15 protein-coding genes are annotated in these 10,973 nt (G+C 67.3%); 7 read left to right on the forward strand and 8 right to left on the reverse strand.

Annotation, left to right across the window (positions count from 1 at the left end; genetic code table 11):
- Positions 1-1,188: flagellar hook-length control protein FliK (locus HB724_RS19560; RefSeq protein ID WP_213982630.1), on the forward strand; the 1,188-nt coding region annotated here is incomplete at its 5' end.
- A gap of 12 nt (positions 1,189-1,200) precedes the next feature.
- A complete protein-coding gene (locus tag HB724_RS19565; RefSeq protein WP_213982631.1) occupies positions 1,201-1,872 on the forward strand; it encodes a flagellar hook capping FlgD N-terminal domain-containing protein in 672 nt (223 codons plus the stop codon).
- Between the two features lie 309 nt (positions 1,873-2,181).
- Here HB724_RS19565 and HB724_RS19570 read toward each other — a convergent pair whose 3' ends face one another.
- The 7 genes from HB724_RS19570 to HB724_RS19600 all read right to left on the reverse strand — a co-directional run bounded on the left by HB724_RS19570 (position 2,182) and on the right by HB724_RS19600 (position 6,993).
- Positions 2,182-2,469 (reverse strand): hypothetical protein, encoded by a 288-nt coding sequence (locus HB724_RS19570; RefSeq protein WP_213982632.1) that lies wholly within the window; start codon positions 2,467-2,469, stop codon positions 2,182-2,184.
- A 159-nt stretch (positions 2,470-2,628) separates the two neighbouring features.
- Complete coding sequence (locus tag HB724_RS19575; RefSeq protein ID WP_213982633.1) at positions 2,629-3,045, reverse strand: hypothetical protein; 417 nt, start codon at positions 3,043-3,045, stop codon at positions 2,629-2,631.
- A gap of 138 nt (positions 3,046-3,183) precedes the next feature.
- Positions 3,184-4,041: a flagellin gene (locus HB724_RS19580; protein ID WP_213982634.1), complete on the reverse strand. Its 858-nt coding sequence runs from the start codon at positions 4,039-4,041 to the stop codon at positions 3,184-3,186.
- Between the two features lie 226 nt (positions 4,042-4,267).
- The gene (gene flgH, locus HB724_RS19585) at positions 4,268-5,011 is read right to left on the reverse strand and encodes a flagellar basal body L-ring protein FlgH (RefSeq protein ID WP_213982635.1); all 744 of its coding nucleotides are present in this window, start codon (positions 5,009-5,011) and stop codon (positions 4,268-4,270) included.
- Positions 5,012-5,022: 11 nt separating this feature from the next.
- Positions 5,023-5,451 (reverse strand): flagellar basal body P-ring formation chaperone FlgA, encoded by a 429-nt coding sequence (flgA, locus tag HB724_RS19590; protein WP_213982636.1) that lies wholly within the window; start codon positions 5,449-5,451, stop codon positions 5,023-5,025.
- Positions 5,451-6,233, reverse strand: a complete 783-nt coding sequence (flgG, locus tag HB724_RS19595; protein ID WP_213982637.1) for a flagellar basal-body rod protein FlgG — start codon at positions 6,231-6,233, stop codon at positions 5,451-5,453. The genes flgA and flgG overlap by 1 nt, the downstream gene beginning before the upstream one ends.
- Positions 6,234-6,255: 22 nt before the next feature.
- Complete coding sequence (locus tag HB724_RS19600; RefSeq protein WP_213982638.1) at positions 6,256-6,993, reverse strand: flagellar hook-basal body complex protein; 738 nt, start codon at positions 6,991-6,993, stop codon at positions 6,256-6,258.
- 112 nt (positions 6,994-7,105) lie between these two features.
- Between HB724_RS19600 and HB724_RS19605 the strand changes: the two genes are divergently transcribed.
- Genes HB724_RS19605 through HB724_RS19620 form a run of 4 tightly spaced genes read left to right on the forward strand, consistent with a single transcriptional unit; the run spans position 7,106 to position 9,676 of the window.
- The gene (locus HB724_RS19605) at positions 7,106-7,660 is read left to right on the forward strand and encodes a flagellar basal body-associated FliL family protein (protein ID WP_213982639.1); all 555 of its coding nucleotides are present in this window, start codon (positions 7,106-7,108) and stop codon (positions 7,658-7,660) included.
- Positions 7,657-8,685 carry a flagellar motor switch protein FliM gene (fliM, locus tag HB724_RS19610; protein ID WP_213982640.1) on the forward strand — a complete coding sequence of 343 codons (1,029 nt, stop codon included), beginning with the start codon at positions 7,657-7,659 and terminating at the stop codon, positions 8,683-8,685. Before HB724_RS19605 ends, fliM begins: the two co-directional genes overlap by 4 nt.
- Positions 8,682-9,092, forward strand: coding sequence for a DUF6468 domain-containing protein (locus tag HB724_RS19615; RefSeq protein ID WP_213982641.1), 411 nt, complete (start codon positions 8,682-8,684; stop codon positions 9,090-9,092). Before fliM ends, HB724_RS19615 begins: the two co-directional genes overlap by 4 nt.
- Positions 9,092-9,676: a hypothetical protein gene (locus tag HB724_RS19620; protein WP_213982642.1), complete on the forward strand. Its 585-nt coding sequence runs from the start codon at positions 9,092-9,094 to the stop codon at positions 9,674-9,676. Before HB724_RS19615 ends, HB724_RS19620 begins: the two co-directional genes overlap by 1 nt.
- A 414-nt stretch (positions 9,677-10,090) precedes the next feature.
- On the opposite strand, the gene HB724_RS19625 is transcribed toward HB724_RS19620, so the two are convergent.
- The gene (locus HB724_RS19625; RefSeq protein WP_213982643.1) at positions 10,091-10,498 is read right to left on the reverse strand and encodes a hypothetical protein; all 408 of its coding nucleotides are present in this window, start codon (positions 10,496-10,498) and stop codon (positions 10,091-10,093) included.
- Between the two features lie 113 nt (positions 10,499-10,611).
- Here HB724_RS19625 and HB724_RS19630 point away from each other — a divergent pair, with 113 nt between their 5' ends.
- Positions 10,612-10,836: a hypothetical protein gene (locus HB724_RS19630; RefSeq protein WP_213982644.1), complete on the forward strand. Its 225-nt coding sequence runs from the start codon at positions 10,612-10,614 to the stop codon at positions 10,834-10,836.
- The last annotated feature ends 137 nt before the right edge of the window (positions 10,837-10,973 follow it).

The raw sequence follows: 10,973 nt of genomic DNA on the forward strand, positions 1-10,973 counted from the left end.
CCTCCCCCCCCGCGCGGCCTCGCCCGGCCTGACCCGGCCCGGCCCGCGGCCCGCGGCGGCGGGGCGCCGGCCGGTCCCCCACCGCCCAACCCCCACCCCGACGAGGCCGAGGCCGAGCTGCAGGCCGAAGCGGCCTCGCCCGAGACCGGGCCGGCACCGGCGCCGAAGGGCGCTTCGCCCGATCCGGCAACGGCGGTGGCGACGGACAAGGACAAACCGCTGCCCCTCCCCGCCAATGACGGCGATCAGCCCCAGCCGCTCGACCTGCCCACCGCAGGGCATCCGACGGGCGGAACCGTTCCCACTACGGCGACGCCGGTGAAGACGCGCAAGGCGATCGCGGTCGACCGCGAAGGCACCGTGCTTCCCGCCGATCCGCTGCCCAGCCAGCCCGCGGCGACGCCGGCGATCGTCGCCGGCCCGACCCCGCCGCCCGCGCCCGCCGTCGCGCCGCCCGAGCGCAAGCCGGATAGCGGACGTGGCGCCAAGGCAGCATCGGCCGCGCTCGCCCAGGCGAATGTGCCGGTCCCGGCCGATGCCATGGCCCCGGCCGCCAAGCCGGGCAAGGAAGCGGACACGCCTTCGTTCGAGGCCCCCGCCACCGCCGACACGGCGCTGCCGGCCGATCTCGCCGCGAAGGCCGAGCCCCGCACCGCAGGCGCGGCGCTGGCTCCGCAACAGAGCTTCGCATCGCATGTCGCGCAATCCGCGGCTCCGGCTGCTGCGCCCGCGCCCATCGCGGCATCGGCCGATCCCATGGTCCCGGCGCGCGCCGGCCAGCTCGGCCATGCGCTCGGCGTCGAGATCGCCCGCAAGGTCGAGGCCGGCGAAAATACGCTGCGCGTCCGCATGAACCCGGCCGAACTGGGCCGCGTCGAAGTGACGCTCGCGTTCGACGACAATGGCCGGCTGCACGCGACGATGCGCGCCGAAAGCCAGCATGCGCTCGATCTGCTGCGCCAGGACGCGCCGGATCTCGGCCGCGCGCTCGATTCCGCCGGCATCCGCACCGACACGCAGAGCTTCCGCTTCGAAAGCCGCGGCGACGGCAATGGCGGCTCGGGCAGCCAGCCCGGCCAGCAGCAGTCGCGCGGCCAGGGCCACCAGCCGTTCGACGAAGAACCCGAAACCGCCACCCCGGCCTATCGTCCGATCCGGAACGACGGCCAGGTCGATCTCCTCGCCTAAGGGATTAGCATCATGACCACCGTCCCCAGCGCCACCAATTCCCCGCCCTCGACCGTCGATCAGGCGGCCTCCGCCTCGGCGACCGGCCTCAACGCCGATTTCAACATGTTCCTGAAGCTGCTGACCGCGCAGATGCAGAACCAGGATCCGCTCGATCCGATGGACAGCTCGCAATATACCCAGCAGCTCGTCCAATATTCGCAGGTCGAGCAGTCGATCAAGCAGAACGCGACGCTCGGCTCGATCCTGACGAGCCTGGGCAACCAGGGCCTCACCCAGGCATCGTCGATGATCGGCAAGACGGTCGAGGTCAATTCGGACACGTCGGGGCTCAACGCGACGACGCCGGCCCAGTGGAACTGGTATGGCAGCGCCGTGGTCGGCGATCTCACCGCGACCATCACCGACGCATCGGGCGCGACCGTCGAGACGCGCAAGATCGACGCCGGCAGCCGCACCGGCAGCTTCAGCTGGGACGGCTCGATCACCGGCAGCGAGAAGATCGCACCCGAAGGCGTCTATACGCTCACGCTCGCCGGCCTGGACGCATCGGGCAACAAGGTCACCGTATCGCCCTGGGCGACCGGAACGGTCAACAATGTCCAGATGGTCAACGGCGTAGTCCAGCTCTCGATCAACGGCGCCGAATATGCCTCGGACAGCGTTTCGCGGATCGAGAAGTAGCTATTGCTCCGTATACTTACGGATGAAGTATTCACTTAAGTGAAAATCCCTAACCGGACCATCATTATTTTCACTTCCATGAATATTTCTAATTTACTATAAGAACAGCATGAGACTGATCCCCTCACGATCCGCCCGTCTCTTCCCATTTCCTTGAATGCAAGGCAGGCACGGCCCCCTCCCGGCCTGCCTTTCGGGCTCCCGATGCGGCACGTCCCGCGCCGGGAGCCCGAAACGCATTCGGGGCCACGCGGCGATCCGCGCGGCCCCGAGCCATGTTCATCGGTAAAGGAAGAGAAGGTCGGCCGCTCAGCCGTTGGCGGCGGGAAGCAGCGGCGTGCCGCGTTCCTGGACGGGCAGAAGATGGATCACCTGCCCCGGCACTTCCTCACGCACTTCGAATCCCTCGAGCGCGCAGCCGGCGATGCCGGCCGGTGCGGTGAGCATCGAGATGCATTCGGCGATGGACGGATCCTCGCGCGGCCCGATCGTGTCGAGCACATCCGCGATCGTCATGCCCGGCGCCGAGAGCGCGCGGTCCGCCGCGGCGCTCCACAATGCCCTTGCGTCTTCGACGGTGAGCGCCAGCGTCACCATGAAAGCTGGAGCCGTATTCGCAGCAGGTACGTGTCGCAAGTCGCGAAAATCCATCGTGCGCCCCCTGTTGTTGCCCTATTCGATCTCGCGGCCGTAGAATTGCCCCAGGTCGCGCGTATCGCGTACTCAGTATATGCACCTATGCGTATGCCACCGGAGTCAGTGGATCCGTGCTTCCACGCGCCTCGCCAGCTCGCGCGCATGCGCCGAAACCAGGCACAGTTCGGCATAGAGCCGGTCCCAGAACGGCGCGGGAATATCCATCGCGTCGGCACCATTATGCTCGGTGCCGTTCTGCGTCAGCGCCAGCGTCGCGCAGGGCTCCAGCCCCAGGCGGAAGCGCGTGCCGAACATGCCGTCGACATGCTCGTCGGGCAATTCGTGCGGCACCGATAGCCGCGCGGACATGATATAGCCGGACAGGACATCGACGCCGTAGCCGTCGAGCAGGATGCGCGGCCGGCCGGGCAGATCGGGCCGCTCGAGCACGACCAGCGCCCCGGAGGGATGCTCCTCGACACTCACACGCAGACGGCCGCCGAACGCATCGGTGATCTCACGAATACGGGGAAACAAGCGACGACCTCCTGTCCATCCATCATTATAGACTGCGAAAACCCATTCGACCTGCGGCGGGTTGCACAAAAAAAGGGCCGGGATGGTTTACCCATCCCGGCCCCCGTCAAGCCTTGCCCCCAGGGAAGGGCGTAGCTCTTAACGGAACAGCGAAGTGATCGTCTGCGGCGCCTGGTTGGCGATCGACAGAGCCTGAACACCGAGCTGCTGCTTGACCTGCAGAGCCTGCAGACGCGCCGATTCCTTGGCGAGGTCGGCGTCGACAAGGTTGCCGATGCCCGCCTCGATGGTGTCGGACAGCTTGCTGGTGAAGGTCGACTGCGCGTCGATCTTGCGCGAAGCCGCGCCCAGCGTGCTGAGGCTGGTCTTGAGGTTGTTCTGCGTCTCGGTGAGCGTGTCGATCATCGTCTGCGCGGCAGCCTGGGTGTCGATCGCACCCGAAGAACCGACGGTGATGACATCGCCGCCCAGGTCGAGGGCCTGGTTGTCCACGCTCAGCGAATCCGGATCCCAGGTCGTCGCCGACGTGGTGTCCGCATCCTGCAGCGACTGGAGCGCCGTGACGGTGCCGCCCGAAGCCTTGAGCAGGTTCGTGCCGTTGAAGTCGGCCGAGTTCACGATGGTCGTGATCTGGTCGCGCAGGGCAACGAAGTCGCTGTTGTACGCAGAGCGGGTGGCCGAATCGATACCGGCGTCGGCAGACTTGTAGGCCAGGGCCTTCATCTGGTTGACGACGTCGGAGATCTGCTCGGCACCGGCCACCGCAACGTCGGTCACGCTCTTGGCGCGGCTCAGCGACTGCGAAACGGCCTTCAGGCCGCCCATGTCGCCGCGAAGGCCCTGAGCGATCGTGTACTGCGCGGAGTCGTCCTTGGTCGAGTTCACGGCCAGGCCGGTGTTGATGCGGCTCTGGGTGGTCGCCAGATCCTTGCCGGTCTGGTTCAGGCTCTGAAGGGCGGCCATCGCGCCGACGTTGGTGTTGACGGAGAAGCTCATGGTGATTTCCTTCTTGGATAAAGGGCCGCTTTCTGCGGCCTGGGCCGGAAGCGCCGACCCTCGACCGGACGCGATTGATGCGCCCTGCATCTCCATTCTGGGAAAAATTATAGGATTACCAAAATTATCCAGCGAATTTTGATGGTTACCGGAAGGTTAAGACAAGAAAAGGGGCTCCCCGCCCGGAATGGACGGGAAGCCCCGAAAAGTCCCAACCGTTTGAAATTCAGAACGGAAACAGCGCGTCGTAGATCTGCTGGCCCCAGCGCGCCTGCTGCGCTTCGGTGAGCTGGCCCTTGCCGCCATAGATCACGCGCGCCTCGGCGATCTGGCTGTGCTGGATCGAATTGTCGCGGGCGATGTCCTCGGGCCGGATCATGCCGGTGACGATCAGCTCGCGCATCTCGAAATTGACGCGCACTTCCTGGCGGCCGCGGATCATCAGATTGCCGTTCGGCAATACCTGGGTGACGATCGCCGCCATCGTCAGGCTGATCGTCTCGGATCGGTTGGTGGTGCCGCCACCATTATATTTGGAGCCCGAATTGGTCTCGAGCACCCGGGAGGCATCGCTGCCCAACGCCTTCGCGATCGGCTTGATGCCCAGCAGCTCGCCGACGCCGCCGGTCTCCGATCCGCCGCGCGTGCGCGAGGTCGTATTGCCGATATCGGCCTTGTCGGCGATGTTGATCCGGATCGTCAGGATGTCGCCGGTCCTCGACGCGCGCTGGCCGCGGAAGAAGGCGCCGGCGCCGGTGCGGAACAGCGACGCGGTCGGCGCCGGCTGCTGCGGCCGGGACGCCTGGCCGTTGCGATCGGCGGGCATCGAGAGCGAGGGCTCGATCTCGGGCGTATCGATCGGGTCGATCGCCGAGAGCTTGGGCGCCTTGCCCACCTGCTTGAGCCGGCCGACCGCGCCGCAGCCCGAAAGCGTGGCGCAGATCGCCACCGCGGTAATCACTTTGCGCATGTTCCTGTCCTTCAAGGTGCCGCGATCCGGACGGTGCCGGAGCCTTCGACCACGCCGTCCAGCGTGCGGTTGGTGGCGGTGATGACGACGCGGACCGGATCGCCCGCCGCCGCATTGCCGAGCGCGCGGCCCGACGCGGTGATGACCAGAGTTCCCGAAACGATCCGGATCGTCACCGGATCGCCGCGATGGACCAGCTGGGGCCGCATCACGTCATTCTGGCGCACGATCGCGCCGGCCGGCAGGTTGCGCGCGGCTTCCATCCCCGTCGCGCGCTCGATCGTCAGCGCGCCGCGCGCCGCTGCCGGCGCCCGCGCCTCGATGGCGAAGTCGGCCGCCTCGATCCGCTCGCCGCGCGCGACCGCCTGCTGGAGGACGGCGACCTGCACGTCCTCCACCGGTCCCGCCGCGAGCAGCGCCAGCGCCAGCAGCACGCCCATCAGCGGAGCTGGCTGGTCGTCGCCAGCATCTCGTCCGCGGTCTTCACGACGCGGCTGTTCATCTCATAGGCGCGCTGCGCGCTGATGAGCGCGGTGATCTCGCCCACCGGATTGACATTCGACGCCTCGACGAACTTCTGGTTGAGGATGCCGAAGCCCGGCTCGCCCGGCGCCGCGACGGTCGGCTGGCCCGATCCGGCGGTCTCGACGAACAGGTTGCCGCCCTTCGCTTCCAGCCCGGCATCGTTCATGAAGTTGGCGAGCTCGATCTGGCCCAGCACCTGCGGCTGCGGATTGCCCGCGATATTGGCTTCGACCTGGCCGGTCTTCGAGATGGTGATGTCGATCGTGCCCTGGGGAATGGTGATGCCGGGCTGCACGATATAGCCGTCCTGCGTCACCAGCTCGCCCTGGTCGGACGGCTTGAACGATCCGTCGCGGGTATAGGCGGTGGTGCCGTCGGGCATCGTCACCTGGAAGAAGCCGCGCCCCTGGATCGCGACGTCATAGGGATTGTCGGTCTGGGTCATCGCACCCTGCTCGTTGATGCGATAGATGCCGCCGGTCTTGACGCCCGCGCCGATCTGGATGCCCGAGGGCGAGCGGTTGTCGGCGCTGGTGGCGGCGCCGGGGCGCTGCACCTGCTCGTAGAGGAGATCCTGGAACTCGGCGCGCTGCCGCTTGAACGCCGTGGTGTTCATGTTGGCGATGTTGTTCGAGATGACGTCGACATTGGTCTGCTGGGCGAGCATGCCGCTGCTGGCGATGGTGAGAGAACGCATCTGGTCAATCCTTTCGTGAAAATCAGCTGACGCGACCGAGCTTGTCGATCGCCTGCTTGCGCATGTCGGCCATGCTGTCGGTGATGTGCTGGCTGGTCTGGTAGGCGCGCAGGATCTCGATCATGTCGGTGGTCTCGGTGATCGCGTTGACGTTCGATCCCTCGACCCCGCCGCTCTTGAGACTGGTCTCGGCGGCCGTCAGCTCGCGCCCGCTGGCGCCGTTGAACATGCCGTCGCCGCGCGGATCCATATTGGCTTCGTCGAACACGGTGACGGTCAGCCGCCCGATCGGGCCGCTCGCGCCGCTCACGGTGCCGTCCGAGCCGATGCTGAGCTTGCCCGCGTCTTCCGGCGCGACGATGATCGGCTTGCCGCCCTCGCCCAGGATGCGCTGGCCGCCCGAGGTGGCGAGCTCGCCGGTCTCGAGCACCTTGACGAAGCCCGCGCGCGTATAGGCGGTGGTGCCGTCGGGCGCCTCGACCGCCAGATAGCCGGGGCCGTCGATCATCACGTCGAGCGGATTGCCGGTCGGCTGGAACGCGCCCGCCGCGATGTCATGCACCGCGCCGTAATCGAGCACGAAGGACGTCTGCTTGGCCGGCTTCACCGCGCTGTCGGTCTTCTCGACATATTCGCGAAACACCGGCTGCTCCCGCTTGAAGCCCACCGTATTCATGTTGGCGAGGTTGTTCGCCGCGACGTCGAGCCGGCGCCGCAGCGCCTGTTCCTGGCTCAGGAGCACGTAAGAGGAAATGTCCACCGGACCGTCCTTCGAAATTTTTCACTAGGCAGAAATTGCCGGGTGATGATCCTATAATAGGAGGAAATCGCCGATGCGGGTGTCGCGACGGGCGAATTCGAAAGGTCAGTGCATGTCGGCGGAAATCGTCGAAGATAAATCGGGGCAGTCGGCAGCGACCAAGCCCAGATCGAACAAGAAGCTGATCCTCGTCGGCGCGGCCGTTGCGGCGGTCGTGCTGCTCGGCGGCGGTGGCGGCGCCTATATGTTCTTCTCCTCCGGCGCCCAGGCGCGGGCTTCGATCGCGGCCAGCCATGAGCGCGAGCAGAAGGCGCTCGCGGACAGCAAGCCCGGCGCGCATGGCGAGGACGCCCAGCGCGAGAGCGATAATTTCGTCGACGTGCCCCCGATGGTGGTCAATCTGCGCTCGGCCGACGGCGCCACGCGCTTCCTGAAGATCCATATCATGCTGGTGCCGGGGCCGAACGGCGACGCCGCGACCCTGCGGAACCGGCTGCCGCTGATCCTCGACGCCTATCAGCCCTTCCTGCGCGAGCTGCGCCCCGAGGATCTGGCCGGATCGGCCGCGGTCTTCCGCATCAAGGAGGAATTGCTGATCCGGACCAACGCCACGGCCGGCGAAGGCTCGGTACGGGACATCCTGGTCGAGGATCTGGTGCAGCAATGATCGACCTCGACGATTTCGACCTTCCCGATCCCCCCGCCGCCCCGATCGGCGGCGGCGGCGAGGACATCCGCTTCGACCAGTCGGACATCGACGCGCTGTTCGGCGATCTCGGCGCGCCCGCGGCCAAGAAGAAGGGCCTGCGCGCGGTCATCGAATCCAAGGTCATCAGCCATGAGCGGCTGCCGATGCTGGAAGTGGTGTGCGACCGTGTCGTCCGCGCCTTCGCCAGCTCGATGCGCAACCTGACCTCCGACGCGATCGACGTGAGCCTGGAGGAAGTGACCTCGATCCGCTTCGGCGAGTTCATGAACCGCGTCGCGCTGCCGGCGATGATCGGCGTCTTCAAGGTCCAGGAGTGGGAAAGCTACGGCCTGGTCGCGGTCGAATCCGGCCTGATCTATGCGGTGGTCGATGCGCTGCTCGGCGGCCGCGGCGGCAACGCCCCGCTGCTGATCGACGGCCGCGCCTTCACCACGATCGAGACCGGGCTGGTTTCGCGGATGCTGGACCTGGCGCTCCACGATTTCGCCGATGCATTCGAGCCGATCGAGCCGATCAACATCGATCTGGAGCGCATCGAGACCAATCCGCGCTTCGCCGCGATCGCCGGCACGTCGAACATCTGCGCGATCGCCACCTTCCGCGTCGACATGGACGGGCGCGGCGGCGATTTCACCATGGTCTTCCCTTATGCCATGCTCGAGCCGGTGCGGCACAAGCTGCTCCAGCGCTTCATGGGCGAGAAGAACGGCCGCGACAGCATCTGGGAGGCGCATATGGCCGCCGAGGTGCGCAAGACCAACCTGACGGTCAACGTCGTGCTCGGCGAGAAGGCGATGCCGCTGGCCGCGCTGGAGGCGCTCGAGATCGGCCAGACCATCGCGCTCCACAAGGGGCCGGACGATCCCCTCGATATCGCCTGTGGCGGCGTGAAGCTCGCCGAGGCCCAGATCGGCCAGCGCCGCGGCAAGGTCGCCGTGCGCCTCGTCACCGATGTTTCCCCCAAGCAAAAGGCCAAGTCATGAGCTTCGCGATACTCGCCAATGTGCTGACGATGATCCTCTGCATGGCCGTGCTCGTGCAGAGCGTGCGGATGATGCGCAGCCTGCGCACGGTGAAGGACGGCGCGCTCACCGAAGTCGTCGGCGCGCTCGAAAAGGCGACCGCCCAGGCGCGCACCGTGCTTTCGGACATGAAGGCGACGCTCGGCACCGAATGCGCGCAGCATGCCCGGCTGGTCGGCCAGGCCCGCGACCTGCGCGACGAACTTTCGGACATGATCGGCATCGCCGATTCCGCCTGTGAGCGGATCGTCGGCGCAGTCGGCATCGCCAACGCCCATCGCGGCGCCGAGCCGGAAGATGCCGAGATGGATGCGGAAGTCGAGGCCGAGGCCGCGTTCGACGCCGAACCCGAAGCCAGGGCCGCCTGATGGCCCGCCCCTCCCTCCTGCTGCTGACGGCGGCGGCGTCCGCGCTCACGGTGGTCGCCAATGCGGCGACGCTGGCCGTGCCCGATCAGGATGCGCCGACGAAGACCCGCCTCGGCAATTCGATCGAGCAGGATCTGAGCGCCCGCGATTCCGCCGCCGCCAAGCGCAAGCGCAGCCTCGACCTGCGCGAGCAGGCCGCTAAGGCCGCCGAAGCCCGGCTCCAGGCGAATCTGGAGGCGCGGCAGAAGGAAGCCGCCGCGATGGCGCCCGGCATGCCCGGCGGCGAGCCCGCGCTCCCACCCGAGGCGCAATTTGACGAGCTCGCCCGCATCTATCAGGCGATGAAGCCGGCCAAGGCGGCGCTGGTCTTCGAGCAGCTCGACATGGAGGTGCAGATGAAGGTCGCCCAGCGGATGCGCGCCAATTCGACGGCCTCGATCCTGGCCGCGATGACGCCCCGCGGCGCCGCCGCGCTCAGCATGGCGCTCGCCCGCAAGAGCGCGAACGCGCCACGGCCCCGCCCCGCGGCACCCGCCGTTGCCGCACCTGGCGCCGCGATGCCGCCGACGGTCGCACGCCGATAATTCCGTCCGGAGCCGCTTTGCGGCAGGGATCGACATTCGCGAGAGATGGCCGCCAAAAGCCCATCGTCACCCCGGCCGCAGTGCCGGAGTCCACTCCTCCGCGCACGAGCCCCTCACACCTCTAGCGGCTCTCCCAGCATCCCGGTGGACCCCGGCACTGCGGCCGGGGTGACGAAGGAAAGGAGGCCGGCGGCCCGCCCATATTCGGATTCCCCTCCCTGGAAGGGAGGGGTTAGAGGTGGGTTGAGCATCGGACGGGGCTCGATGCCCCGGATTCTTCACTGGGAATGCAGGATTTCGCCTGAGACGCAGGGATGTCTCTGAAATCCTGAATATCCCCACGGATCGCGCATGCGCACATGCACGCGCGTACCCGCGACCTTTGTGACTTTAGGGTAACCGGCTACCGCCCGATCAGCGCCCCGAAGCGGCGACCTCGACGATCAGCACGCGCACGACGCCCGGATCGGTGGCCTTGATCGCGGCGGTCAGGTCATGGTCGAGCCGCTCGACGTCCACCGCGCGCAGACCCGATGCGTTCAGCCGGGCGAACTCCAGCCCCGCCGCCACCGTGGCGGCGCGCAGCATCGGCATATCCCGCAACAGGAGCGCCTCGCTCTCGATGGTGCCGGCATCGAGCACCAGCTTGAAGCGCAGCGATCCCGCCATGTGATCGGCATCGACGATCGGCACGATGACCTCTTCCATATGCACCAGATGCAGCTTGCCGCCGCCGCCCTCGCCCGATGCCTGCGCCAGGCCGGCCGGCAACGGTGCGGCCGCAGCCGCCAATCCCAACGCTGCCAACTTGCCCCTGCGCACTGAAATTCTCCTCGAAGCATGGCAGGCGGCCCCGCAGGCGCGCCCAACATTCTATAATAGAGGGAAATCATCGAGCAGGTACAGCCTTGAGTCACGATCAACGCCCCGGAAAGATGCGCGTCGTCAGCGATTCCGCGCGCACGGCCGGCACCCGCAGGACCGATCCGCCCGGAACGGGTATCGCGAGCGGCGCCGATGCGGGAGCGGTCGGCGCCGCCGGCGACCCGAACCTCGCCGCTGCCGCCTCCGGAAACGCACTGCCGCTGCTTCCGGCCGGCATCTTCCTGCTCGCCTGCCTGATCGGCGGCGTGGTCGTCGCCATGCTTCGGCCGTTCTGATGCGCGCCAGCCTGATCGCGCTCGCCGCCGGCTGCGCACGCGTTGCCCCGCAACCGGCGCCGAAGACAATGGCTCCTCCCGACCCCCCCGGCCCCCCGCCCCCGGACCCCCCCCCGTCGCGGGCTGGAGAAAGCCGG

The organism is Sphingomonas sp. dw_22 (assembly GCF_018449795.1).
Classification (GTDB): Bacteria; Pseudomonadota; Alphaproteobacteria; order Sphingomonadales; family Sphingomonadaceae; genus Sphingomonas.

Bases quoted from the DNA above. Each gene is read 5' to 3' on its own strand.
- HB724_RS19620 (WP_213982642.1), top strand. From the start codon at position 9,092: ATGGCCCGCCCCTCCCTCCTGCTGCTGACGGCGGCGGCGTCCGCGCTC.
- HB724_RS19565 (WP_213982631.1), top strand. From the start codon at position 1,201: ATGACCACCGTCCCCAGCGCCACCAATTCCCCGCCCTCGACCGTCGAT.
- HB724_RS19630 (WP_213982644.1), top strand. From the start codon at position 10,612: ATGCGCGTCGTCAGCGATTCCGCGCGCACGGCCGGCACCCGCAGGACC.
- HB724_RS19605 (WP_213982639.1), top strand. From the start codon at position 7,106: ATGTCGGCGGAAATCGTCGAAGATAAATCGGGGCAGTCGGCAGCGACC.
- HB724_RS19580 (WP_213982634.1), bottom strand. From the start codon at position 4,041: ATGAGCTTCTCCGTCAACACCAACGTCGGCGCGATGGCCGCCCTTCAG.
- flgH (WP_213982635.1), bottom strand. From the start codon at position 5,011: ATGCGCAAAGTGATTACCGCGGTGGCGATCTGCGCCACGCTTTCGGGC.
- flgA (WP_213982636.1), bottom strand. From the start codon at position 5,451: ATGGGCGTGCTGCTGGCGCTGGCGCTGCTCGCGGCGGGACCGGTGGAG.
- flgG (WP_213982637.1), bottom strand. From the start codon at position 6,233: ATGCGTTCTCTCACCATCGCCAGCAGCGGCATGCTCGCCCAGCAGACC.
- HB724_RS19570 (WP_213982632.1), bottom strand. From the start codon at position 2,469: ATGGTGACGCTGGCGCTCACCGTCGAAGACGCAAGGGCATTGTGGAGC.
- fliM (WP_213982640.1), top strand. From the start codon at position 7,657: ATGATCGACCTCGACGATTTCGACCTTCCCGATCCCCCCGCCGCCCCG.
- HB724_RS19615 (WP_213982641.1), top strand. From the start codon at position 8,682: ATGAGCTTCGCGATACTCGCCAATGTGCTGACGATGATCCTCTGCATG.